The sequence below is a fragment of the Ruegeria sp. CDSC068 genome, from assembly GCF_059610545.1.
In genome coordinates this window covers 41205-65673 of the sequence record NZ_JBXWNV010000004.1, presented here as the reverse complement: position 1 = coordinate 65673, position 24469 = coordinate 41205, and the positions used below count along the sequence as shown (strand labels likewise).

Here is a 24469-nt window from a genome sequence, read left to right as displayed (position 1 = left end):
ACAGGGGCAAATAATCATAAACTCTTTTACTTGTCATCCCCTTTTGAGACTTCCTTTATCCGCCAAGCAGATCTTCGCGGCCCAGTGTGAACCCCGAAGCAATCCACTTCGCCTCAAGATCGGCCAGTTTCTTGCCCAGCGCAGGACCGGTGAACTCGGGGATCAGATCGGTTGCCTTAATCGGGAAGGTCGCGCCCGCACCAACGTGGAGATCGTGCGTTATTGAGTCTAACCAAGGCATTTCCAAAAAAGCACATCGCAACAGCGCTTCGTGCAGCCCGTCTGTTTCACCGTACCGAAATCCCAATTCGGCAAAGCTGGCCGGGCTGGACGCCTCATCCCGCATTCGGGTCAGGCGCTGCAATTGTGCGCGGCTCAGGCGCAGGGTTTTTGCGACTTCCGGCGGTGCAATCGCCGCCAGTCGCCGCACCGGTTCCGGATCAGCGCCTGCCTGCTGTTCCAATGCAATCAACGGGGCCAATGCACGATCATCAGCACCCGGCAATAGTTGCACCAGTACTCCGGCGCTGCGCATTGCGGCGACGGACGGCGCGGGGTCTGGTGCGCCCAGAAGCTTCAAAAGCTCAGCACCCACGCGTTCGCGGGACAAGCCGGCCAGACCGTCCAGGTTGGACGCAATGGCGGCCAGAGCGTCGGGATCGAACCCTGCCTCGACATCGCCATACCAGGCGTGAAACCGGAAATAGCGCAGCGAACGCAGATAATCCTCGCGAATGCGGTTCGCGGCAGTGCCGATAAATCGGACGCGGCGCGCTTGCAGGTCTGGCAAACCGTTCAGAGGGTCCAAGATTGTCCCGTCGGGCCGTGCATATATCGCGTTCATCGTGAAATCGCGACGTGCGGCATCCTCTTCGACCTTGTCCGAAAAGGCGACGACGGCGCGACGGCCATCCGTTTCAACATCACGGCGAAAGGTAGTGATCTCATGCGGGATACCCTGACTAACCACGGTGATTGTGCCGTGATCAATCCCTGTGGGTATGGCCTTAAGCCCTGCTTTCTGCGCCAGCTCTACCACTGTGTCGGGCCGCGCATTTGTGGCGATGTCGATATCCGATACCGGAGCGCCTAACAGCGCGTTGCGCACACATCCACCCACAAACAAGGCTTGGTATCCGGCATCGGTCAGGGCAGCACAAACCCGTTGCGTTGCAGGTTCCGTCACCCAGTCTTCTGAAATTTGCGTCATTCGTTGATCCGTGATGCCAATCCCCGCAGAATTCGGGCTGTTGCGCCCCAGATGTAATAAGGGCCGAATGGTACCGTGAAGTAATACCGCCTTTGTCCGCGCCAGCGGCGCGATTCAACGATATAATTCGCAGGGTTGAGCACATGTGCAAGTGGAACTGAAAACACCTCGGCCACTTCGCCCGGCTCAGGCACGGGTTGGAAAGGTTTCCGCAGGATCGCCACCACAGGTGTGACGGTGAATGAGGTCACTGTTTCATGCGTCGGTAGGTGGCCAAGAATTTCCAGCATTTCCTGCGGCAGTCCGATCTCTTCGCGCGCCTCACGCAATGCAGTGGCAATTACGTCCGCATCGCCGTTATCCTGCTTGCCGCCTGGAAACGCTATCTGCCCCGGGTGATGCTTAAGCGCCGAGGATCGCTTGGTCAAAATCAAGCGCGGGGCGCCATCTGCTACCGAAATCGGAACCAAAACACCGGCGGGGCGCAGTTTGCGACCCTCAGGCAGGGCAAAATCGGGATTCAGGTCAAAATCACTGGACCCGTTGCCGGGGCGGCGCAAGGCCGCCCGCAGCTGATCTGTTGGATCAGGCGTTGTCAGCATCAAATCCGACCGTAGCAGGATCCAGCACGTAATGTGCACCGCAGAACTGACAATCAGCCGTCACGTCGCCTTCGGGCGTGGTCATCTTTTCGATGTCCTTGGCCGAATAGATCGACAGGCTCTGTCGAACACGGTCTTCCGAACAGGTACAGCCAAATTGCACTGACTGCGCATCGTATACCCGCGGCTGTTCCTCGTGAAACAGCCGGACCAACAGATCCGTAGGTGCAATCGACGGACCGATCAGTTCCAAATCGTCGACCGTATCCAGCAGGATGTTGACGCGGCCCCAGTTTTCACCTTCTTCACCATCGACAAGGTCATCCGCCGTCAGGATGTTTCCGTCGCCCTCACTGGATGCCACGAAGGGCGAAGCCTTAGGCATGTGCTGCAGCATGACACCACCGGCGCGCCAATGTTCGCCAACGCCGGGTTCGGTCGATTTTCCAAAGCTCAGCGAAAACCGGGTCGGTAACTGTTCCGACTGGGCGAAATACGCCTCGGCACAGGCACTCAGCGACCCACCGGCCAGGGGGGTGATCCCCTGATACGGCTGGGTCCCCTCACCCTGATCGATCATGATGGCAAAATACCCCTCACCCACTTGATCGAACGGCGCACTATCGGTCAGACGGTCGCGGTCAAAGCTGGCATAGGCGCGAATACGGGCCGGCTCCCCCTCTTGCTGAGGCGCATAATAGTCGGTCGCAATCATGCGCACCGGACCTTTAGACTGAACCTGCAGGGACAGCTTCCAGCGCAGCGCAACTGTCTGGCCGATCAATGCAGTCAGCAGGGCCATCTCGGCCACCAGAGCCTCGACCTTTTCTGGATAGTCATGCTGGCTCAGGATGCCATCAAGCACACCATCCAGACGGGCCACGCGGCCGCGCATATCCGATACATCAAGTTGAAAGGGCAGGACGGTGTCGTCCCACGCGATTTTTGTTCCAAGAGACATGGGGTTTCCTTACACGCCACAGGTTGGCATACCGCCAGCATATAGGTCGAACTATTCGGGTTTTAAGGGGCCATACATGATCAGACGGTTTGGTGAAACCCCTCAGGCCGGGCGAACATATACACGCCGGGTGGGGGTTTATGCGTTGTTGCCCCGTGGCCGCAGCCTTTTGCTGACCTGTCAGACAGAACCCGGGCCCGATCTGCAATTGCCCGGCGGCGGAATTGATCCGGGCGAATCACCCATCACTGCCCTGCACCGAGAAGTGTTCGAGGAAACCGGCTGGTTGATCGCGTCGCCCCGCCGCATCGGCGCTTTTCGTCGCTTCACTTATATGCCCGAATACGATTTGTGGGCCGAAAAGCTGTGCCATATCTATCGCGCGCGTCCCATCCAGCGCATGGGTCCACCGTCTGAGCCGTTCCATGAAGCCATATGGATGGACACCGCCGATGCGGTCCATTTGCTGGGCAATGACGGAGATCGCCACTTTGCCGGGCTGCATGAACAGCGGCTTTAGTGTCCGTTGTATTCAAAGAAAACAGCCGAAACATCATCATCCATACCTCGGCCAGGTGCCATCGCTTGCGTCAGCCGCCAGAACATATCGTCCAGGAACTCCGTTCCGTTTCGATCCGGCCCGCAATCCAGCGCCATTTGTCGCAAACCATCCTCGTCCAGCAGGCCACCGTCGGCGAGGCTGCATTCTGTGAACCCATCGGAATACAGCAATAGCCTGTCGCCGGGTTGCATGTAGAACTCGGTCCGCTGAAACGTGACGTCCGGCAGCAATCCGATAGGCAACCCGCCCTCGCCCAGAAATTCCGTTCTGCCGTCCTGACATAACAACAGCGGATGAGGGTGCCCGGCCTGCACCATTTTCACATGCCCGTTGCGCAGATCTACGATGGCATAGACCATCGTGAAATACTCTTCGATCCCCGTATCCGCCATCAGTCGCGAGTTCAGGGTTTCGGCAACTTCTTCCGGCGGTAGCAGAGCATAAAATTTGTCGAACCGCCGCGCCATCGCCACGTTCTGATCAAAATGATTGCTGGACAGATAGCCCCCCAAGCGCGCAGTCATCATCGCAGACGTGATGCCATGTCCGGACACATCGATACTGTAGAACCCAAGCCTGTTCACACCCGGAGAGAACATCCCCACCAGATCGCCGCCGATATGACCGCAGGGTTTCAGCAACATGCTGACCCGGGACTTGCCGAAATCGCGCGTCAGCTCAGGTACCAGCGATTCCTGTATCTTGCGTGCCTGGATCAGGTCCTTGTCGATCGCGTCATGGGCGACGCGCAGTTCTTCAAGCGCGGTTTCGATCAATTGGTTTTTCCTGGACAATTCGCGTTGCATATCCAGAATACGCGCACCGGCTGATATACGCGCCCGCAGTTCATCCGCCTCAAGCGGTTTGATCAGAAAATCATCCGCACCGGCATCCAGGCCGCGCGCCACTTCTTGCTTTTCGCTTTTGGAGGTCAGCAGGATGAAATAGCTGTATTGCTTGTTGTCCAAGGCGCGGAACGCCTTGCAGAAATCCAGCCCGCTCATCCCAGGCATCACCCAATCGCTGAGGACAAGATCCGGCGGGTCCGACGCGCACATTTCAATCGCAACATCGCCGCTATCGGCTTCAAGCACGTCGAAGCCCCATTTTTTGAGCGAGGCGACCAGAATACGGCGCTGCAGGCGGCTGTCATCGACAACAAGCACCTTTTGGATCACACCAAAATCTAGATCTGATCCACTGTCTGCCTGACTGACCCTCGTCACCTTAACCCTCTACTCAACGGCGCTTATCGGAATGGGAAGACCCTATCGCGCCGCAGTTTAACAATGGGTGAAAGCCGAAATTCAATCCGCTTAACCTGCTCTTTACCGGTTCCGCGATACCAAATCCCCGGGCAGATAAAGCGAGGATGGCATGATCAACTGGTCCAGGGTCCGGCAACTAAGGGACGAGGTTGGCGCCAATGAGTTTGATGAAGTGATGCAGATCTTCCTTGACGAGGTGAACGAAGCCCTTACCCGGCTTCGGAACGACACCGCCCGCACAGAGTTTGAACAAAACCTGCATTTCATAAAAGGTAGCGCGCTGAGCCTTGGATTCGAGGCTGTGGCCAAGCTGTGTCAGGACGGGGAACGACAATCGGCACAAGGGGACAGCAAGGCGGTCGACTTTGCCAATATCCTCAGCATTTTTGAACGCTCAACCGCCGAATTTAAGGCGGGGCTCGGCAGTCTTTAGCGAATGTCAGCGTGGCTTCTTCCTGTTCGCGACGCTACATTTCCCGGCAATTCCAGAAATCGAAATGAGAATTGAACAGGCCGGAGAGACACACAAATTGATCGTGGCTTCAAATCACGAACTGCGCCAGCGTTTCGTCTTCGGTGATGTCGGTATAGGTAAAACCCGCATCATCAAGATGCGCAAACAGGCGCACAAAATTTTCAGGCTTTCGCGTTTCGATACCGATCAGCACAGACCCGAAATTGCGCGCCGACTTTTTCATGTATTCAAAGCGGGCAATATCGTCTTCGGGGCCCAGGATGCCCAGAAACTCTTTTAGTGCACCCGGACGTTGTGGCAGGCGCAAGATGAAGTATTTCTTGACGCCGGAATAACGCTGCGCCCGTTCCTTGACCTCAGGCAATCGTTCGAAATCAAAGTTGCCGCCTGAGGTGACGCACACCACGGTTTTTCCCCGGATAAAACTCTGCACGTCGCCCACAGCCTCGACCGCCAAGGCCCCCGCTGGTTCCAGAACGATGCCCTCGACGTTCAGCATTTCGATCATGGTGGTACAGATGCGATCTTCGGACAGAACCAAGACGTCGGACAAATGGCGGGATTTCAACAGCTCAAACGGCTTTTCACCGATCCGACCTACTGCCGCGCCGTCGACAAATGTATCTACGTGATCCAGAGCCACCGGATGGCCCGCCGCCAAAGCCGCGCGCAGACAGGCGCCACCCGCCGGCTCCACGAACAGACAATGCGTCCGATCCCCGAACCATGCGGCCACGCCAGACGACATGCCACCACCACCCACCGGCAAGATGACATGATCGGGAACCCGTCCAAGCTGTTCTTCAATCTCAACCGCTAGGGACGCCTGACCTTCGATCACGTCCTCATCATCAAAGGGCGACAGAAAGTACCCACCTTGCCGGGCGCACCAGTCTTGCGCGGCGGCCAGCGTGTCATCGAAATAGTCTCCGGTCAGGTGAATCTCGATGTTGTCGCCGCCGAAAATCCGGGTCTTCTGGATTTTCTGCTGCGGCGTGGTCACAGGCATGAAAATGACACCGCGTACGTTCAGATGTTTGCACATATAGGCAACACCCTGCGCATGATTGCCCGCACTGGCGCAGACGAACAGATCCTGCCCTTGCTGCTTGCGCATGGCATTGAACGCGCCGCGGATCTTATAAGACCGCACCGGGCTGAGATCCTCACGCTTAAGCCAGATATCGGCGCCATAGCGGTCGGACAGATGGGCATTCCGTTGCAACGGCGTTGCCGGAAAAACAGAACGCATCACCTGTTCGGCGGCGCGGGCGCGGGTCATGAAATCGGTCATGAACGTTTCAGTGCCGCATCACCGCCGAAAGGGCAAGGAGTACATATGTGTACGCGAGTCAGGCGAGTTCGCGCTTTTCGACACAAAGACCGTACATGGTTGTCAGAACGCTCAGGCTTACCATTGCGATCATCCAATTTACGATGGCCTGAAGCGCATACCCTAATAGTGCCGAGAAGACCCCTAAGAACCCTACAACAAGACCAATAGCAAAACCAAACGCGCCCAAAATCGGGAAAACGATAAGAATTGCTGTCGCAATAGGCCGCGTAGCACGCCACGAGTCATCAAATCTGATCGGCTTTCCCACAGCGCTTGCGGGAAGAACCAGGCTCAGACGCTGAGTGACCCAAATAGTAAAAATCAGCCCGACACCCAATAGAACGCCGCCAAACAATGACAGCGATCCTGCTATAAAACCGCCGGCGGCGTAAACAACGGCGAACAATAGGGCTACCATACCTAAGAGGATCAACCCTAACAAAAGACCCCACCCGAAATACCCTAAAATGCGTGAAACATTAAAATCCGGGATTGTCTTTTCTGGATACTCTTCCAGCAGACAGTAGCGATGCCAAGAAACAGCAACCCATAAGGTGGCAATGTAACTCAGAAGCCCAAGCAGCAAGACACCCTCGAACTGACCCTGTCCTCCGGTGACGTATTCCGACCCTTTTACGATGAAAAGCACAACCCCGAACAGGGAAACCGCTATTAACGGGGACGACACTCGCAACGCAGTACCAAAATCATTAAAAATCATGTTAAGCGCGTGCTTAAAAATTCTCCAACCCAACATCCGAAAACTGCCCTCTCAACCAATCCTTGTTTTATAGACGAACGTTTCACCTCAATTCCGGCGCCGGGTCAACGCAGATAACTTGCCCCCGCTCACAAAACCCGTTAGGGGCCAATCGTCTTATGAATAAGGGGAAGTCAGATGTCCGCGCCCAAGAAAGTTGTTCTGGCCTATTCCGGTGGCCTTGATACTTCGATCATCCTGAAATGGCTGCAGACCGAGTATGGTTGTGAGGTCGTAACCTTCACTGCCGATCTGGGTCAGGGTGAGGAACTTGAGCCAGCGCGCCAAAAGGCCGAGATGCTGGGAATCAAGCCCGAGAATATCTTTATTGAGGATGTCCGCGAGGAATTCGTCCGCGATTTTGTCTTCCCCATGTTCCGCGCCAATGCGCAGTATGAGGGCCTGTATCTGCTGGGCACCTCGATCGCGCGCCCGCTGATTTCGAAACGTCTGGTTGAGATTGCCGAAGCAACCGGTGCCGACGCGGTTGCCCACGGCGCAACCGGCAAGGGCAATGATCAGGTGCGGTTCGAACTCGCGGCTTACGCGCTGAACCCCGACATCAAGGTGATCGCGCCCTGGCGCGAATGGGACCTGACCAGCCGGACCAAGCTGTTGGAATTTGCCGAAGCGAACCAGATCCCGATCGCCAAGGACAAACGCGGCGAGGCACCCTTCTCGGTTGATGCCAACCTGCTGCACACCTCGTCCGAGGGTAAGGTTCTGGAAGACCCTGCCGATATGGCGCCCGACTATGTCTATCAGCGCACGGTTCACCCCGAGGATGCGCCGACCGAGCCTGAATTCATCGAGATTGGTTTCGAAAAAGGCGACGCGGTCAGCATCAATGGCGAAGCGATGAGCCCCGCAACCATTCTGACCAAGCTGAACGAATATGGCGGCAAACACGGCATTGGCCGTCTGGATCTGGTCGAGGGTCGCTTTGTTGGCATGAAATCGCGCGGCATCTATGAAACACCTGGCGGCACCGTCCTGCTGGAAGCGCACCGTGGTATCGAGTCGATCACCATGGACCGTGGCGCGATGCACCTGAAAGACCAGTTGATGCCGCAATATGCGGAAGCAATCTATAACGGCTTCTGGTACTCACCCGAACGCGAAATGCTGCAAGCTGCGATCGACAAGTCGCAGGAACACGTCACCGGCACCGTCCGCGTGAAACTGTACAAAGGTCTGGCATCGACCGTTGGCCGCTGGTCGGATCACTCGCTGTATTCAGAGGAACACGTGACCTTTGAAGACGATGCCGGGGCATATGATCAGAAAGACGCAGCCGGATTTATCCAGTTGAACGCCCTGCGGCTGAAATTGCTGGCCGCGCGCGAAAAGCGTCTGTCCAAGTAAGTCACGCCATTGTTGGATGACGAACCCGGTGTCCAAGAGGGCGCCGGGTTTTTCTTTGTCTTCGCTGACCAGTCAGTTCCAGTAGCGTCACCCTTGCCTGTTTCGTCCCTTTTTCTTTACGCAAGGGTCAACAGGGAAAGGGTAGACCATGCTTCAGGACATCGCTGACGGGATTCAAAAAGGTCTGAAAGACAAGACGTTTGACGGCTCTCTCAAGTTCGATTGCGGTGATGACGGGGTGATCGTGCTGATCGACAATCAGGCGACGACGCAAGATCAGGATGCAGACTGCACAATACGAATTTCACAGGAAAACCTGACCAAACTGCTGACCGGCAAGCTGAACCCAATGACCGGCGTGGCATTGGGTAAGCTCAAGATCTCGGGCAATATGGGTGTGGCAATGAAACTGGGACAGTTGCTGGGGTAAGCGCCGATAAACTCGTCTCACCAGCGCGTGACAAACCATGTCAGCGGATTGCAACGGCAGAAAAGTAGGGGCAGCCTGATCTCAGAAGGAGATCTGCCATGACCCGGACCGCATACCTCTGTTTCGTTAAACCGTCGCTTCTGTTTGTCCTGATCACACTGGCCGCGATGTTGCGCGCCCTGCCCGCACCAGCTGCCGGCACCGAAACCCTGACCGTCGCCGGAGGGTGTTTCTGGTGCGTTGAATCCGATTTTGAATCTGTTCCCGGCGTGATTGGCGCCGTATCCGGTTTTACCGGCGGTAAGACAGCCAACCCGACTTATGACCAAGTGACGAAAGGTGGCACCGGACATTACGAGGCTGTTCAGATCACCTTCGACTCTTCGCGGGTTTCCCGTGAAACCCTGCTGAGCATGTTCTTCCGTTCCGTTGATCCAACCGATGCAGGCGGCCAGTTCTGTGATCGCGGCAACAGCTATCGCACTGCTGTTTTTGTCTCTAACACAGGCGAAAAGGCGTTAGCGCAGAAAGCCAAAGCCAATGCGCAGCAAGCGCTGGGTCAAACCGTAGTTACGCCCATCTTAAACGCGGGCACCTTTTACCCGGCCGAAGCTTACCATCAGGATTACTACAAGGGCGACAAGCTGGTGCTCACCCGCTTTGGTCCGAAACGCCAGAAAAACGCATACAAAGCCTACCGCAAAGCCTGCGGTCGGGATGCGCGCGTCAAGCAGCTCTGGGGTAGCAACGCACCATTCGCCGGGTCCTAACCGAACCGGGCCTCCAACACCTCTTTGAGGTCGGGAATAACATCCGCCGTGCCGTGCCGCGTGACCATCAGGGCCGCGGCACGATTTGCTTGTGCAATCGCCTGCGGCATCGGCAACCCGCGGTCCATTCCGGCCAGGACGTATCCGGTAAAGGTATCCCCTGCGCCGGTCGTGTCCACGGCTTTCACCTTGTGTGCCGAAATCTCAAGTGCCTCACCATCCTTGGGTAGGTAGCGCGCGCCTTTAGACCCCAACGTGACCAGTACATGCTTAACAGGCAATTCAGCGATGGATTGGCCCGTACTTTCGCGCAGCTGTTCTGCCTCGACTTCATTCAGGATCAGGAAGTCCAGATAAGGCAGCACCGCCTGCACGGCATCACCCTGAAACGGCGCGGCGGCATAGCAGACGGTCAGTCCAAGATCACGGCCCATGCGGGCGGCCTCGACCTGAGCGTTGGTCTCGTTCTGCATAACCAGCAGATCACCGGGAACAGCCTGCGATAAGGCCTGTCCCAGCTGATCCTGTTCGATGGCGTGGTTCGCGCCGGGATACAGAATGATCTGGTTCTCACCCTGCTTGTCAACCGCAATGATCGCGTGACCTGTAGGCACGTCGACCTCGGCAATAAACCGGGTGTCGACGCCATATTCGGTCATGCGATCCAAGGCCCAGCGCCCGTCCGGCCCAATGCCTCCGATATGCGCCACACGCGATCCGGCACGCGCCGCTGCAACGGACATGTTGGCCCCTTTGCCACCCAGAAACCGCTCCAAGTTCGAAGCGGCCAGGGTTTCACCGGCAGTGGGCAGATGCGGCAGGGCATAGACCATGTCCGCATTGATCGAGCCTAGGTTCCAGATCGTCACGGTTTATCCAATATCGCAAGAGGCCAGAATGGCCATGTTCAGAATGTCATTTGCTGTCGAGCCAGTCGAACAGATCTGAATCGGCTTATCGACACCGGTCAGGATCGGGCCAATGACGTTCGCGCCACCCATCTCTTGCATCAGCTTGGTCGAGATTGAGGCCGAATGCCGTGCTGGAACAATCAGGATATTCGCCGGGCCCGTCAGACGCGAGAAGGGATAAGCCTCCTGCTGTTCCACGTTCAGCGCCACATCCACGGTCATCTCGCCATCATATTCGAAATCGACGCCGCGCTTATCCAGAATCTCGGGCGCTACGTGCATTTTCTCAGCCCGCTCAGATACCGGATAGCCGAAGGTGGAAAAGCTGACAAAGGCAACGCGTGGGTCCAGCCCCAAATGCCGCGCGACCGAGGCCGAGCGTTCGGCGATATTGGCCAGATCATGCTCATCCGGCCATTCATGGACCAGCGTGTCACCAATCAAAACGATCTTACCCTTGTGCAACAGCGCCGTTACACCAACGGCCCCATGTTCGGCATCAGCGTCAAACACATGATTGATGCGTTCCAGCACATGTGCCGATTTCCGCGTTGCACCGGTGACCATGCCATCGGCGTGGCCATGCGCCAGCATCAAACAAGAGAACACATGGCGATCCCGCGCGGCCAGACGATGGATATCCTTGCGATCAAAGCCACTGCGCTGCAGACGCTTGTAAAGAAAATCCTTATAGGCTTCGAGATGCGTGGTTGTGGAGGCGTTAATCACCTCCAGCTCGCGCACCGCGTCCTCCAGGCCGGCGGCTTCCAGCTTTTCCTTCACATCGTCTGGACGACCAACAACCAGCGCCTTGCCAAAGCCCGATCGCTGATACATCACCGCCGCGCGCAAGACGCGTGGATCGTCGCCTTCGGCAAAGATCATCCGGCTTTGCGCTTGACGTGCACGGGCGTTCAGGCCGCGCAGGATGCTGGCGGTCGGGTCCATGCGGGATTTCAGGCTCAGCTCATAGGCGTCCATATCAATGATCGGGCGTCGGGCTGCTCCGGTGTCCATCCCGGCCCTTGCCACGGCGGGCGGAATACGGTGGATCAGGCGTGGGTCGAACGGCGTCGGGATAATGTAATCCCGGCCAAAGGTCAGAGATTTGCCATAGGCCATGGCAACCTCATCCGGCACATCCTCGCGCGCCAGATTGGCCAGTGCATGGGCGCAAGCGATCTTCATCTCGTCATTGATAGCGCGGGCGTGAATGTCCAGCGCGCCGCGGAACAGGTAAGGGAAGCCCAGAACGTTGTTCACCTGGTTCGGATAATCGCTGCGCCCGGTGGCGACGATGGCATCAACACGAACCTCATGCGCCTCTTCTGGCGTAATCTCCGGGTCCGGGTTCGCCATGGCGAAAATCACCGGGTTGTCTGCCATGCTGGCAACCATATCCTGCGTCACTGCCCCTTTGACCGACACACCAAGGAATACGTCCGCGCCCTTCATCGCCTCTTCCAATGTGCGCAACTCGGTGGTGATCGCGTGGGCCGATTTCCACTGGTTCATGCCCTCGGTCCGGCCTTGGTAGATCACGCCCTTAGTGTCGCAGACGATGCAGTTTTCGTGTTTTGCGCCCATCGACTTGAGCAGCTCGATACAGGCGATACCCGCCGCACCCGCGCCGTTCAGGACGATTTTCACGTCTTCGATCTTTTTGCCCGAGATACGCAGCGCGTTCAGCAGGCCCGCCGCACAGATCACCGCCGTGCCGTGTTGGTCGTCGTGGAAGACGGGGATGTCCATCTCTTCCTTCAGGCGCTGTTCGATGATGAAACACTCGGGCGCCTTGATGTCTTCCAGGTTGATACCGCCAAAGGTCGGTCCCATCAGGCGCACGGCGCGGCAGAATTCGTCAGGATCTTCGGTATCAAGTTCGATATCGATCGAGTTCACATCGGCGAACCGCTTGAACAGGACAGATTTCCCCTCCATCACCGGCTTCGAACCCAACGCGCCAAGATTACCAAGGCCCAGAACGGCAGTACCGTTAGAGATCACAGCAACCAGATTGCCCTTGTTGGTGTAGTCGTAAGCAGTCTCTGGGTTTTCGGCGATAGCTTCACATGGAACAGCGACACCGGGGCTATAAGCCAGCGACAGATCGCGTTGCGTCGTCATGGGAACGGTGGCCTGAACCTCCCACTTGCCGGGTGTCGGGTCGAGGTGAAAGGCCAGCGCCTCTTCTTTGGTGATCTTCGCTTTGGGCATGTGATGGGTCGTTTCTTTACATCTGCGGGACTTTTGCCTCATAGCGCAGGCAGGCGCGCGCCTCAACGAGAATACTTTTCACCTTTCGTCGAGATGGGTGGATTTGTAAGGTCGCGACCGGAATACGCCAAAAGGGGTCAGCCTTGTCCACAGTCACGCCGATGATGGCGCAATATCTCGAAATCAAAGAAGCGCATGCCGATGCCTTGCTGTTTTACCGCATGGGCGACTTTTACGAGATGTTCTTTCAGGACGCCGTCAACGCCGCCGAAGCGCTGGACATCGCCTTGACCAAACGCGGAAAGCATAACGACACCGACATTCCGATGTGCGGCGTACCGGTCCATGCGGCCGAGGGGTATCTGCTGACCCTGATCCGGAAAGGGTTTCGCGTGGCCGTCTGCGAACAGATGGAAAGCCCGGCTGAAGCGAAAAAAAGAGGCTCTAAATCGGTCGTAAAGCGCGATGTTGTGCGCCTCGTAACGCCTGGCACTTTGACCGAAGATGCCCTGCTTGAGGCTCGCCGCCACAACTTCTTGGCCGCCTATGCCGAGGTTCGCGATGAGGCCGCGCTGGCTTGGGCCGATATCTCAACTGGCGCATTTCACGTGATGCCTTTGACCTCAGTGCGCCTCAGTCCCGAACTGGCCCGGCTGGCTCCATCCGAGTTGATCGTGGCCGATGGTGTGCAGGACAAACTGAACGAACCCGTTATGGATCTGGGTATCTCGCTGACTCCGATCGGGCGTGCCAGCTTCGACAGCACTGTGGCGGAAAAGCGCATATGCGGGCTGTTTCACGTGGGCGCACTGGACGCATTTGGCAGTTTCGGCCGGGCTGAGATTTCCGCCATGGGCGCACTGATCGACTATCTGGAAATCACGCAAAAAGGCAAACTGCCGCTTCTGCAAACCCCATTGAAAGAATCTGAGGACCGAGTCGTTCAGATCGACGCCGCCACACGGCGCAATCTAGAACTGACCCGATCCCTGTCCGGTGGCCGCGCTGGTTCGCTGCTATCTGTGATGGATCGTACTGCCACACCGGGTGGCGCAAGGCTGTTGGATCAACGGCTTTCGAGCCCATCCCGCAATCTGGATGTCATCCATGGGCGGCTGGATGCTGTAACTTTTGCGGCCGACGACAGCCTGATCACATCAGACCTGCGCGAGGCCTTGCGCAAAACTCCGGATCTGGACCGGGCGCTGTCCCGCCTGTCACTGGATCGGGGTGGCCCGCGGGATCTGACCGCCATTCGCAACGGCCTGACACAGGCCGCAGCAATCGCCGAACTCTGCGCAGGTCGAGACCTGCCAGTTGTCCTAGCCACCGCCCTGCAAAATCTGGTCGGATTTGACGACCTGCTGTACCTGCTTGACGAAGCGCTTGTGGCCGAACCCCCATTGCTGGCCCGGGACGGCGGGTTCATCGCCCCGGGTTATGATGCCGAACTAGACGAAGCCCGCACCCTGCGCGACGAAGGTCGTTCCGTCATTGCCGGGTTTCAGCAGAAATATGCAGAACACACCGGCATCACATCGCTTAAGATCAAGCATAACAATGTGCTGGGCTACTTCATCGAAACAACGGCCACCCATGCCGAGAAAATGCTGAACCCGCCGTTCAGCGAAACCTACATCCATCGGCAGACCACAGCCAATCAGGTGCGCTTCACCACAGTCGAACTGTCCGAGATCGAAACCCGCATTCTGAACGCCGGAAACTTGGCGCTTGAGATCGAAAAGCGGCTCTATGCAACGCTTTCTGGCGAAATTCTGGATAAGGCCGCACGGCTCAACCAAGCCGCGCGCGGTTTGGCTGAACTGGATCTGACCACTGCTCTGGCCGATCTGGCGCGTGGTGAGAACTGGTGCCGCCCACAGGTTGATGCCTCGCGCGCCTTCAACGTTCAGGGCGGCAGGCATCCGGTCGTCGAACAGGCATTGCGCCAGCAAAACGGTGACGCCTTCGTTGCTAATGACTGCGATCTCAGTGCTGACAAAGGCGCGGCGATCTGGCTGCTGACCGGTCCCAACATGGCCGGTAAGTCGACCTTCCTACGCCAAAATGCCCTGATTGCCTTGCTTGCCCAGATGGGCAGTTACGTCCCGGCAGAGCGGGCGCATATCGGTCTTATCAGCCAGTTGTTCAGCCGCGTCGGAGCGTCGGATGATCTGGCACGCGGGCGCTCGACCTTTATGGTCGAAATGGTCGAAACCGCCGCCATTCTCAATCAGGCTGATGACCGCGCTCTTGTTATTCTTGATGAAATCGGTCGCGGTACGGCCACCTATGATGGCCTCTCCATCGCCTGGGCCACGCTGGAACATCTGCACGCCTCCAACAAATGTCGCGCCCTGTTCGCAACCCATTACCATGAACTCACCGCACTTGCCGGCAAACTGGAAGGCGTGGAAAACGCCACCGTTGCTGTCAAAGAATGGGAAGGCGAAGTGATCTTCCTGCACGAAGTTCACAAAGGCGCGGCTGACAGGTCCTACGGTGTGCAGGTCGCCCAATTGGCAGGACTGCCCGCCTCGGTCGTTGAACGTGCCCGTATCGTTCTGGATCAACTTGAAAAAACCGAACGCGAAGGGGGGAAGCAAAAGACCCTGATCGACGATCTGCCTTTGTTTTCGGCCGCCCCGCCACCGCCACCATCAGCGCCCAAAGCTTCTCCGGTAACCGACATGCTGAACGATATTCTGCCGGATGAGCTTACCCCGCGCGAAGCACTCGACCTGATCTACAAACTGAAAGAGGCGGCCAAAACCTGACCGCCCCTTCACCTTTTCAAAAATACTCTCGCCCAAGGCTTGGCTTCAACGAAGCCAATTAACTTGCCGGAGTAGACGACACCCCAACCTGCGCCGGCCGCAGCAGGCGATCATGCAACATGAAGCCTTCTGCGGACACCTGTATTATGTCACCTGCACGGGTACCCGGCACCGGGGCCTCGAACATCGCTTCATGCACGTTGGGATCAAACCGGTCGCCAACTTCGGGCGTGATCACTTCCATCCCATGCTTTTGGAACACGTCCTTCAGCGCACGCATGGTCAGTTCCACGCCTTCCAGAAGGGGTCCTGCCACTTCTTTCTGCTCATCGGTCGCGGCTTCAAGCGCACGTTTCATGTTGTCGTAAACCGGCAGCATGTCGCGGGCCAGTTTCGATCCGCCATATTGTTCCGCATCGCGGCGCGCCCGGTCACCCCGCTTGCGCGCGTTTTCCGCATCCGCCAGCGCGCGCATGAACTTGTCTTTGAAATCATCCCGCTCAGCACGCAGCGCATCAAGTTCCAGCGCTTCTTCACTGATCTCGGCAAATTCCTCGGCCAGCTCTTCCGCCTCGGCGGCTGCGATATCGTCCAGAAATTCTTCGTTTTTGGGCTCTGCCATCTCTTACCCTCTAGCTCCGGTCGGAAATCAGTTTGCCGACCAGTTGCGCCGTATAATCCACGATCGGCACGATCCGCCCATAATTCAGACGAGTGGGTCCGATGACCCCAACCGCACCAATTATCTTTCGATCAGCGTTCATATATGGAGACACCACCAAAGAGGAACCCGAAAGTGAGAAAAGTTTGTTCTCTGAGCCGATAAAAATGCGCACACCCTCGCCTTCTTCGGTCAATTCGAGGAATTCAGCAATGTCTTGCTTTCGCTCCAGGTCGTCAAACAACGTTCGGATTCGGTCCAATTCCTCGGCTTCGCCTGGCTCCCCCAGCAGATTCGCCCGCCCGCGCACGATCAAACGGGCCGAGTCTGTCCCGTCCCCATCCCAAGCCGCCATGCCGCTTTCGACCATCTCGCGCGCCAATACATCAATTTCCTGCCTGCGCGCGGTAATCTGGGTCTGCATCTGACGCAACACTTCGCTGAGCGTTCGTCCTTCGATCAGAGAGTTCAGAAAGTTCGCCGCCTCGCGCATCGAACTGGGTGTCTGTCCCGGCGGAGGCGTAAATAGCCGGTTTTCCACATGCCCGTCCGCAAAAACCAGAACCACCAAAGCGCGGTCATGGGCCAGAGACACGAACTCTATATGCTTGATCTCGGACTCTTGCTTGGGGGTCAGAACCAGCGATGCGCCATGTGTTACGTGTGACAAGGCCGAACCAACTCGGTCCAGCATCCCGCCCACATCACCCGCGTTAGAGCCTAGTGTTTCATCCAACTTCTGCCGATCGTCTACACCAAGATCACCCACTTCCAGCAACCCATCGACGAACATCCGCAGACCCATCTGCGTGGGCACCCGGCCTGCACTGACATGCGGGCTGTCGAGAAGACCCAAAAATTCGAGATCCTGCATCACATTGCGTACGGTGGCGGCGCTGACCTTTTCCGACAATGTGCGGGTCAGCGAGCGGCTTCCGACCGGTTCGCCGCTGTCCAGATAGCTCTCGACGATCAACCGGAACACCTCGCGTGACCGGTCATTCATTTCGTCCAGAACTCTACTTGCTTTGCTCATCGGCAATCCTCTGCTGGATCGGCATTAAATCGCAGACATCTGAAAGGTCAATCGGGGTTGCATCCTAAGGCACGGGGACGTTATCCCCAACCCAGCAAACAAAGGATTTTCCATGCGACCCTCAGGACGAGATTTAAGCGAAATGCGCGCCGTTTCAATCGAAACGGGGTTTACCAAACATGCCGAAGGTTCCTGCCTGATCAAAATAGGCGATACCCATGTCCTGTGCACCGCCACGATTGAGGATCGCGTGCCACCGTTCATCAAGGGCTCGGGCCTGGGTTGGGTTACCGCCGAGTACGGCATGTTGCCGCGCGCAACAAACACCCGCATGCGGCGCGAGGCGGCCAGTGGCAAGCAAGGCGGCCGTACCGTAGAAATTCAACGCCTGATCGGTCGTTCGCTACGCGCAGGCGTGGATCGGGTTGCGTTAGGTGAGCGTCAGATCACCGTGGACTGCGATGTTATCCAGGCTGATGGCGGCACCCGCTGCGCCTCGATCACAGGTGGTTGGGTGGCGCTGCGTCTGGCCATGAACAAACTGATGAAAACCGGTGACGTCATTTCCGACCCGCTGGTCGATCCCGTCGCGGCCGTATCCTGCGGCATCTACGCGGGCCAACCTGTCCTGGACCTGGACTATCCCGAAGACAGCGAAGCTGGTGTTGACGGTAACTTCATCATGACCGGATCAGGCAAACTGATCGAAGTGCAGATGAGCGCCGAGGGCTCTGTTTTCAGCCGTGATCAAATGAACCAGCTGATGGATCTGGCAGAAAAAGGCGTGGGTGAGCTGGTTGCGGCCCAAAAGGCAGCCACCGCATGACCCGCAAGTTCGACGGCGACAGGCTGCTGGTGGCCACGCACAACAAAGGCAAGCTTGAGGAGATGACCCATCTCCTTGAGGCCTTCGGCGTGAAGGTTGTTGGCGCGGCAGAGATGAACCTGCCGGAACCGGAAGAAACCGAAGATACATTCGTCGGTAACGCCCGGATCAAGGCCCATGCGGCGGCACAAGCTACCGGCCTGCCTGCCCTGTCGGACGATTCCGGAATCACGATCGACGCGCTGGACGGCGCGCCCGGTGTCTACACCGCCGATTGGGCAGAAACCGGCAATGGCCGCGATTTCCTGATGGCGATGACTCGCGCACATGATGAGCTCGAGGCCGCACAGGCGCCTCATCCCCGCACTGCACAATTTCGCTGCACGCTGGTCCTGGCCTGGCCTGATGGTCATGACGAAGTGTTTGAGGGCGTCATGCCCGGTCAGCTTGTCTGGCCCATCCGTGGGGAAAACGGCTTCGGTTATGACCCGATGTTCCAACCGGACGGGCACGATGTGACCTGTGCGGAAATGGTTCCGGCGGAAAAACACAAAATCAGCCATCGCGGACGCGCCGTAAATGCCTTTGTTCAAGGCTGTTTCGGTGGATGACTGGCGGCATGGAGGTTTCGGCCTCTATGTGCACTGGCCTTTTTGCGAGGCTAAGTGCCCCTATTGCGATTTCAACAGCCATGTTTCGAAAAATATTGATCAAAAACAATGGCTTAAATCTTATTTAGCTGAACTGCACCGCTCGGCATCTGAAACCCCAGATCGGGTTTTAAGCACGATCTTCTTTGGTGGCGGCACGCCGTCCCTTATGGCACCAGAAACGGTGGCAGCCATTATCGACGAGGCGCGCAAGCTTTGGCGCCCTGCAAATGACATGGAAGTCACGCTTGAGGCCAACCCCGGATCGGTCGAGGCAGGCCGGTTTGCCGCCTATCGCGATGCAGGCGTGAACCGAGTTTCCATGGGCGTTCAGGCCCTGAATGACGAGGACCTGCGCCGATTGGGTCGTATCCACACGGTCTCCGAGGCCCGCGCCGCATTTGATATCGCCCGCGACTGCTTTGACCGCGTCAGCTTTGACATGATTTACGCACGTCAGCATCAAACCCCGAAGGCCTGGCAAGCAGAACTGACCGAGGCGCTGTCGATGGCCATCGATCACCTCTCGCTCTATCAATTGACGATTGAGGAAGGCACCGCCTTTGGGGACCGGTATGCAGTTGGTAAGCTGCGTGGACTGCCCAAGGATGACCACGCCGCCGACATGTATCTGGCCACACAAGAGATCTGCGAAGCCCACGGCCTGCCCGCCTATGAGGTTTCCAACCATGCCCGTCCGGGGGCAGAATCCCGGCACAACTTGATCTATTGGCGTTACGGAGATTACGTCGGTGTCGGACCCGGCGCGCACGGGCGTATTACGCTGGACGGCCAGAAGATAGCGACAGAGACCTATCTGTCACCCAACGCCTGGCTCAGTGCTGTTGAAAAAGGAAACGGCGAGAAAGAAAGATCATTGCTATCTACGCAAGATCAGGCAAGTGAATACCTTATGATGGGTATGAGAATTTCTGAAGGACTAGATGTTGATCGTTTCAATGCACTTTCCGATCTCACACTGCCAGAAAACAAACTGAGAGACCTGGAAGAGCTGGGTATGATACACCGATCAAACGGCCGATTGATCGCCACCAAAGATGGTCGCGCAGTCCTGAATGCGGTCATTCGAGAGTTATTGGGATAAACGATGCAGTACCTCTGGGCCGCAATGGGATTGATCTGCGTCGGGTTGGCTGTTGTCGGCATTGTGTTGCCGCTGCTGCCGACGGTCCCGTTTCTTTTGCTGGCCGCGTTCTTTTTTGCCCGATCTTCCTCCCGACTGCACACTTGGCTGGTCAGTCATGGAACCTTCGGGCCGATGATCTTGGATTGGCAACGCTCGGGCTCCATTCGTCCGGCCGCAAAAAAGGCGGCCACCCTGTCGGTTGCCGCCGTTTTTGGATTGTCTGTCGTTCTTGCGCTTCCAAGCCACGTCCTGATCATTCAGGCAGTTGTCCTTAGCGGGGTTATGATTTTTATCTGGACCCGCCCTAACGGCTGAGCTTGGCGCAAAGATCGTCCAATTGATCAAGGTTTTCGTAGGTCAGCACGACCTGCCCCGTTTCCGATCCCGCTTTGTGGTTGATGGCTACTTTCATCGCCAGAATGGCCGAAAGATCCTTCTCCAACGCGCGCGTATCCGCATCCTTGCCAGCATTCAGATTTCTGGACCGCGGCGCCGCCTGAGGAGCATCCCCCTGCTGTTGTTTTTTCACCAGCGCTTCAGTCGCACGCACGCTCAGCCCGTCCTTGACGACGATCTTCGCCAGCTCAGAGGGGTCTTCAGCTGTGATCAGCGCCCGGGCATGACCGGCAGACAGTTTTCCTTCAACAACAAGCTTCTGAACGTCCATCGGCAACGACAGCAAACGCAAAAGGTTCGCAATATGGCTGCGGCTTTTACCCAACGCTTCGGCCAGCTTTTCCTGTGTATGGCCAAAACGATCCATCAACTGCTTGTAACCCGCAGCCTCTTCGACAGCATTCAGGTCTGCGCGTTGAATATTCTCGATAATGGCGACTTCCAGAACTTCGGTGTCGTCAAAATCCCGCACGATAACCGGGATATCATGCAGCTGCGCCATCTGAGCCGCACGCCAGCGGCGTTCGCCTGCCACGATTTCATAGTCGCCGCCGCGAACCTCACGCACGATCAGCGGCTGAATGATGCCCTTTTCCTTGACCGAGGCCGCAAGTTCATCCAATCGCTCTTGCTGAAAGGTTCTGCGTGGCTGGTTCGGGTTCGCGCGCAGTTTTTCAATCGGGACTTTCATATCCGGACGGCGCGGGTCTGTGGGCATAAGCCCCCCGCTATCCTGCGTCACATCCGCCATCAAAGCGGAAAGTCCCCGGCCCAAACCTCTGGGTTTTGTTTTTTTGGCGGCCACGGTGCCCTCCTCACTGTCGCTTAGGCGGCGACTTTCTTGTTCTTGTGCATGACTTCCCGGGCCAGGTGCCGGTAAGCCATCGCCCCCAGTGATCCCGAGTCGTATTGCAAAACGGGCAACGCGTAAGACGGAGCCTCGCTGACCCGCACATTTCTGGGTATCTTGGTTTTAAATACCATCTCGCCCAGATTGTCACGCGCGTCTTTTTCGACCTGACGGGACAAGTTGTTGCGGTTGTCATACATGGTCAACACAACACCTTCGATTCTAAGGTCCGGATTCGCGGTTTGGCGCACCTCTCGGATGGTCAGCATCAATTGCGATAATCCTTCCAACGCAAAGAACTCACTTTGCAACGGAACCAGGACAGAATGTGCAGCAACCATAGCGTTGACGGTCAGAAGGTTTAGTGAAGGCGGGCAGTCGATTAGCACGAAATCCAAGTCAAACTTGTCGATTGCGGTTTGCCGCAGTGCGTCATGCAACAGATAGCTGCGTTTTTCATTGGATATCAGCTCAATATCCGCCGAGCTTAGATCAACCGTCGCCGGGACAACAAACAACCCCTCGATTTCGGTTTCCTGAACGACCGCCTCTAAAGGCGCGTCATCCAGTATCAGATCATACGTCGTCCAATCCCGATCTTCGACCCCCAATCCGGTGGACGCGTTCCCCTGAGGATCAAGATCGACAACCAGCACTTTGCATCCAGCCTCAGCCAGGCCGGCCGCAAGGTTGATCGCTGTTGTGGTTTTCCCAACCCCGCCCTTCTGATTGGCTACCGCAATAATCCGGGGCCCTGAGGGACGAGACAAATCAACCACGTGATACTCCTTTGATTTTAAGGATAACGGCCTGAGGCTCAGTTAAACTTGTAATCGGGTCAACGTCGAAATTCCATTCTTCCTGCGCCTCTTCCAGCTCTTTTTTCCACCTTTCGCCTTTCGGCAACAGCGCCAGCCCCTTTTTGCTCAAATGTCTGTCGCAAAAGGACAATAGCGTAGGAAGATCAGCAAGAGCCCGCGCAGAAAGGATATCAGCGCTCAACGGTTCAACCACTTCGATTCGCTTGGAAACAACAGTGCATTTCGCGCCGCACTCGCGTGCAACGTTGCGCAGAAAGGCGGACTTTCGTTGGTCACTTTCAATAAAGGTGAACTGGGCATCTGGTGCGTCTTCAATGGCCATTATGGCACAAACCATCCCGGGGAAGCCGCCTCCGCTACCCAAATCCACCCAGTTTTCGAATGGGCCTGCGCTTTTATAAACTTGTACGGAATCCTTTATGTGTCGAACCCAGATGTCATCCAAGCTTTTCCGTGAAACAAGATTAATCTTCGGGTTCCACCGCTTCACAAGCTCTACATAGGTTGTGAGACGCTCGAATGTTTCACGTGAAACATCCAAATCATCAATAGTGGTCCCATTCATACCTTGCGGACCTTCTGATCGCGTCGAAGCTTAGCCAATAACAACGTCAGTGCCGCAGGGGTAACTCCTTCGACACGCCCCGCCTGTGCAATGTTCTCCGGCTTTGCATTTGAAAGCTTTTGCTTCATTTCAGAAGATAGCCCTTCCATCGAAAAATAGTCGAAACCCCGTGGAATCTCATATGATTCATCGCGTTTCATTGCCTCGACATCTTTTTGTTGCCGGGCAATGTAGTTTGCGTACAAAGCGTCCCGCTCTACTTGCAGACGGATCTCCTCCTCAACACTCTCAATCTCGGGCATCAGAGGAACAAGATCACCAAAGTGAACATCCGGGAATGCCAGAATAGCCATCCCGTCCCTGCGGTTTCCATCTTGATTGACATTGATACCAGCTGCTCGAACTTCTTTGGGAGTAAAGGTTTTTTCTGTCAGCTGGGACTTTGCGGCGGACAACCTCTCCATCTTGCTTGAAAACATGCTGCGCCGCTCACCGCCAACACAGCCGATTTCCAGCCCAATTGGCGTAAGGCGCTGGTCTGCATTATCCGCACGTAGTGACAAACGGAATTCTGCGCGTGACGTGAACATGCGATAAGGTTCCACAACACCGCGTGTTGTCAGGTCGTCGATCATCACGCCGATATAACTGTCAGCACGTGTAAAATGCAGCGGTTCCCGGTCAAGCACCTTTAGCGCAGCATTCAACCCCGCAACCAAGCCTTGCGCAGCTGCCTCCTCATATCCTGTGGTTCCGTTTATTTGCCCTGCTAGATATAGTCCTTCGACATCTGGTATTGCGAGAGTCGATGTTAAAACACGCGGATCCACATAGTCATACTCAATCGCATAACCAGGCTGCAGGATCTCTGCCGCCTCAAGACCTTTGATTGAACGCACATACTCAATTTGCACGTCCTGAGGCAAAGAGGTCGAAATCCCGTTCGGATAGATCGTGTGATCATCGACACCTTCGGGCTCCAGGAAAATCTGATGTGATTCCTTATCAGCAAAACGTACGATCTTATCCTCGATGGATGGGCAATACCTGGGGCCCACCCCATCAATATGCCCGCCATACATCGCCGATCGAGACAAGTTTTTTTCAATAATTTCGTGCGTCCGCGCGTTTGTATGCGTGATTCCGCAGGAAATCTGTGGGGCAATCACCTTTGTTGACAAGAATGAAAACAAGGTTGGGTCATCATCCCCGTCTTGCTGTTCCAGATCACTCCAATCAATCGTCCGACCATCCAGCCTCGGCGGTGTTCCTGTTTTCAAACGCCCCAGGGGTAGCTCGAAACTGTCGAGCCGTTCTGCCAATTTGACTGACGGGCGATCACCCATACGACCGCCGGGCCGAGATACATCCCCAATATGAATAACACCGCGCAAGAAGGTTCCGGACGTCAGGATAACCGTTTTACTCTTGATTTCAGAACCGTCGGCCAGTTTCACACCTGAAACTTGGTTCCCGTCCATCAGGAAATCGACAACTTCGCCGGTAACGACGAAAAGATTTGTCTGTTTTTCCGTCTCTTTCTGCATGGCCGCGCGGTATAGCGCACGATCTGCCTGTGTTCTGGGACCTTGAACGGCTGGCCCTTTGCGTCGATTTAGCAAGCGGAATTGAATGCCGGCCTGATCGGCAACACGTCCCATGACGCCATCCAGGGCATCAATTTCACGGACCAAATGGCCTTTACCCAGCCCACCAATTGCCGGGTTACAAGACATGACGCCTATATCTGATGCGGACAATGTGACCAGTGCTGTCTTGACACCCATACGCGCTGCCGCATGAGCTGCCTCTGTACCCGCATGGCCTGCGCCAATTACAATCACGTCGAAATCTGAATGTTTCACGTGAAACA

General features: G+C 56.4%; 24 protein-coding genes. 10 read left to right on the top strand and 14 right to left on the bottom strand.

What is annotated here, in order from left to right; all coding sequences use genetic code 11:
* Nucleotides 1-55: 55 nt before the first annotated feature.
* From AC2FID_RS09615 to hslO, 3 genes are read right to left on the bottom strand one after another with little or no spacing between them, the layout of a single operon-like run.
* Complete coding sequence (locus AC2FID_RS09615) at nt 56-1210, bottom strand: CCA tRNA nucleotidyltransferase (RefSeq protein ID WP_496836547.1); 1155 nt, start codon at nt 1208-1210, stop codon at nt 56-58.
* Nucleotides 1207-1812, bottom strand: coding sequence for a CoA pyrophosphatase (locus AC2FID_RS09610; RefSeq protein ID WP_496836546.1), 606 nt, complete (start codon nt 1810-1812; stop codon nt 1207-1209). The genes AC2FID_RS09615 and AC2FID_RS09610 overlap by 4 nt, the downstream gene beginning before the upstream one ends.
* On the bottom strand, nt 1796-2773 hold the full coding sequence (hslO, locus tag AC2FID_RS09605) for an Hsp33 family molecular chaperone HslO (protein ID WP_496836544.1): 978 nt from the start codon (nt 2771-2773) through the stop codon (nt 1796-1798). Before hslO ends, AC2FID_RS09610 begins: the two co-directional genes overlap by 17 nt.
* Before the next feature lie 76 nt (nt 2774-2849).
* Here hslO and AC2FID_RS09600 point away from each other — a divergent pair, with 76 nt between their 5' ends.
* Nucleotides 2850-3293, top strand: a complete 444-nt coding sequence (locus AC2FID_RS09600) for an NUDIX hydrolase (RefSeq protein WP_496836542.1) — start codon at nt 2850-2852, stop codon at nt 3291-3293.
* Here the strand turns inward: AC2FID_RS09600 and AC2FID_RS09595 are convergent.
* Nucleotides 3290-4561 (bottom strand): PP2C family protein-serine/threonine phosphatase, encoded by a 1272-nt coding sequence (locus tag AC2FID_RS09595; protein ID WP_496836540.1) that lies wholly within the window; start codon nt 4559-4561, stop codon nt 3290-3292. The two genes, AC2FID_RS09600 and AC2FID_RS09595, sit on opposite strands and share 4 nt — an antisense overlap.
* 151 nt (nt 4562-4712) lie before the next feature.
* Between AC2FID_RS09595 and AC2FID_RS09590 the strand changes: the two genes are divergently transcribed.
* Nucleotides 4713-5036, top strand: a complete 324-nt coding sequence (locus tag AC2FID_RS09590) for an Hpt domain-containing protein (protein ID WP_496836538.1) — start codon at nt 4713-4715, stop codon at nt 5034-5036.
* Nucleotides 5037-5145: 109 nt separating this feature from the next.
* On the opposite strand, the gene ilvA is transcribed toward AC2FID_RS09590, so the two are convergent.
* Both ilvA and AC2FID_RS09580 read right to left on the bottom strand, forming a co-directional pair.
* Nucleotides 5146-6372 carry a threonine ammonia-lyase IlvA gene (gene ilvA / locus AC2FID_RS09585; RefSeq protein ID WP_282119784.1) on the bottom strand — a complete coding sequence of 409 codons (1227 nt, stop codon included), beginning with the start codon at nt 6370-6372 and terminating at the stop codon, nt 5146-5148.
* Nucleotides 6373-6430: 58 nt separating this feature from the next.
* Complete coding sequence (locus tag AC2FID_RS09580; RefSeq protein ID WP_282170597.1) at nt 6431-7135, bottom strand: hypothetical protein; 705 nt, start codon at nt 7133-7135, stop codon at nt 6431-6433.
* 177 nt (nt 7136-7312) lie between these two features.
* On the opposite strand from AC2FID_RS09580, the gene AC2FID_RS09575 reads away from it, so the two are divergent.
* The 3 genes from AC2FID_RS09575 to msrA all read left to right on the top strand — a co-directional run bounded on the left by AC2FID_RS09575 (nt 7313) and on the right by msrA (nt 9739).
* Nucleotides 7313-8539, top strand: a complete 1227-nt coding sequence (locus tag AC2FID_RS09575; protein ID WP_282119786.1) for an argininosuccinate synthase — start codon at nt 7313-7315, stop codon at nt 8537-8539.
* 148 nt (nt 8540-8687) lie between these two features.
* Complete coding sequence (locus tag AC2FID_RS09570) at nt 8688-8969, top strand: SCP2 sterol-binding domain-containing protein (protein WP_282170595.1); 282 nt, start codon at nt 8688-8690, stop codon at nt 8967-8969.
* Nucleotides 8970-9067: 98 nt separating this feature from the next.
* The gene (gene msrA / locus AC2FID_RS09565) at nt 9068-9739 is read left to right on the top strand and encodes a peptide-methionine (S)-S-oxide reductase MsrA (RefSeq protein ID WP_496726273.1); all 672 of its coding nucleotides are present in this window, start codon (nt 9068-9070) and stop codon (nt 9737-9739) included.
* Here msrA and AC2FID_RS09560 read toward each other — a convergent pair.
* Both AC2FID_RS09560 and AC2FID_RS09555 read right to left on the bottom strand, forming a co-directional pair.
* Entirely contained in the window at nt 9736-10608 is an 873-nt protein-coding gene (locus tag AC2FID_RS09560) for a ribokinase (protein ID WP_472722506.1), read from the bottom strand. The two genes, msrA and AC2FID_RS09560, sit on opposite strands and share 4 nt — an antisense overlap.
* 3 nt (nt 10609-10611) lie before the next feature.
* The gene (locus tag AC2FID_RS09555) at nt 10612-12867 is read right to left on the bottom strand and encodes an NADP-dependent malic enzyme (RefSeq protein WP_472722505.1); all 2256 of its coding nucleotides are present in this window, start codon (nt 12865-12867) and stop codon (nt 10612-10614) included.
* Nucleotides 12868-13028: 161 nt separating this feature from the next.
* Between AC2FID_RS09555 and mutS the strand changes: the two genes are divergently transcribed.
* A complete protein-coding gene (gene mutS, locus AC2FID_RS09550) occupies nt 13029-15644 on the top strand; it encodes a DNA mismatch repair protein MutS (protein ID WP_496836866.1) in 2616 nt (871 codons plus the stop codon).
* A 58-nt stretch (nt 15645-15702) separates the two neighbouring features.
* On the opposite strand, the gene AC2FID_RS09545 is transcribed toward mutS, so the two are convergent.
* Complete coding sequence (locus AC2FID_RS09545; RefSeq protein WP_058275130.1) at nt 15703-16266, bottom strand: nucleotide exchange factor GrpE; 564 nt, start codon at nt 16264-16266, stop codon at nt 15703-15705.
* 10 nt (nt 16267-16276) lie between these two features.
* Complete coding sequence (gene hrcA, locus AC2FID_RS09540) at nt 16277-17341, bottom strand: heat-inducible transcriptional repressor HrcA (protein WP_282170592.1); 1065 nt, start codon at nt 17339-17341, stop codon at nt 16277-16279.
* A gap of 112 nt (nt 17342-17453) precedes the next feature.
* Between hrcA and rph the strand changes: the two genes are divergently transcribed.
* The 4 genes from rph to AC2FID_RS09520 are packed head-to-tail and all read left to right on the top strand — an operon-like array spanning nt 17454 to nt 20279.
* Nucleotides 17454-18167 (top strand): ribonuclease PH, encoded by a 714-nt coding sequence (gene rph / locus AC2FID_RS09535; protein WP_496836534.1) that lies wholly within the window; start codon nt 17454-17456, stop codon nt 18165-18167.
* A complete protein-coding gene (rdgB, locus tag AC2FID_RS09530) occupies nt 18164-18778 on the top strand; it encodes an RdgB/HAM1 family non-canonical purine NTP pyrophosphatase (protein WP_282170591.1) in 615 nt (204 codons plus the stop codon). The genes rph and rdgB overlap by 4 nt, the downstream gene beginning before the upstream one ends.
* The gene (gene hemW / locus AC2FID_RS09525; protein ID WP_496836864.1) at nt 18771-19922 is read left to right on the top strand and encodes a radical SAM family heme chaperone HemW; all 1152 of its coding nucleotides are present in this window, start codon (nt 18771-18773) and stop codon (nt 19920-19922) included. Before rdgB ends, hemW begins: the two co-directional genes overlap by 8 nt.
* Nucleotides 19923-19925: 3 nt before the next feature.
* Nucleotides 19926-20279, top strand: a complete 354-nt coding sequence (locus AC2FID_RS09520; protein WP_496836532.1) for a YbaN family protein — start codon at nt 19926-19928, stop codon at nt 20277-20279.
* On the opposite strand, the gene AC2FID_RS09515 is transcribed toward AC2FID_RS09520, so the two are convergent.
* The 4 genes from AC2FID_RS09515 to mnmG are packed head-to-tail and all read right to left on the bottom strand — an operon-like array spanning nt 20269 to nt 24461.
* Nucleotides 20269-21165 (bottom strand): ParB/RepB/Spo0J family partition protein, encoded by an 897-nt coding sequence (locus tag AC2FID_RS09515; RefSeq protein WP_496766009.1) that lies wholly within the window; start codon nt 21163-21165, stop codon nt 20269-20271. The two genes, AC2FID_RS09520 and AC2FID_RS09515, sit on opposite strands and share 11 nt — an antisense overlap.
* A gap of 20 nt (nt 21166-21185) precedes the next feature.
* Nucleotides 21186-21989 carry a ParA family protein gene (locus AC2FID_RS09510; RefSeq protein WP_058279264.1) on the bottom strand — a complete coding sequence of 268 codons (804 nt, stop codon included), beginning with the start codon at nt 21987-21989 and terminating at the stop codon, nt 21186-21188.
* Nucleotides 21982-22596 (bottom strand): 16S rRNA (guanine(527)-N(7))-methyltransferase RsmG, encoded by a 615-nt coding sequence (rsmG, locus tag AC2FID_RS09505; RefSeq protein WP_058275138.1) that lies wholly within the window; start codon nt 22594-22596, stop codon nt 21982-21984. The genes AC2FID_RS09510 and rsmG overlap by 8 nt, the downstream gene beginning before the upstream one ends.
* Complete coding sequence (gene mnmG / locus AC2FID_RS09500) at nt 22593-24461, bottom strand: tRNA uridine-5-carboxymethylaminomethyl(34) synthesis enzyme MnmG (protein ID WP_496836530.1); 1869 nt, start codon at nt 24459-24461, stop codon at nt 22593-22595. The genes rsmG and mnmG overlap by 4 nt, the downstream gene beginning before the upstream one ends.
* Between the last annotated feature and the right edge of the window lie 8 nt (nt 24462-24469).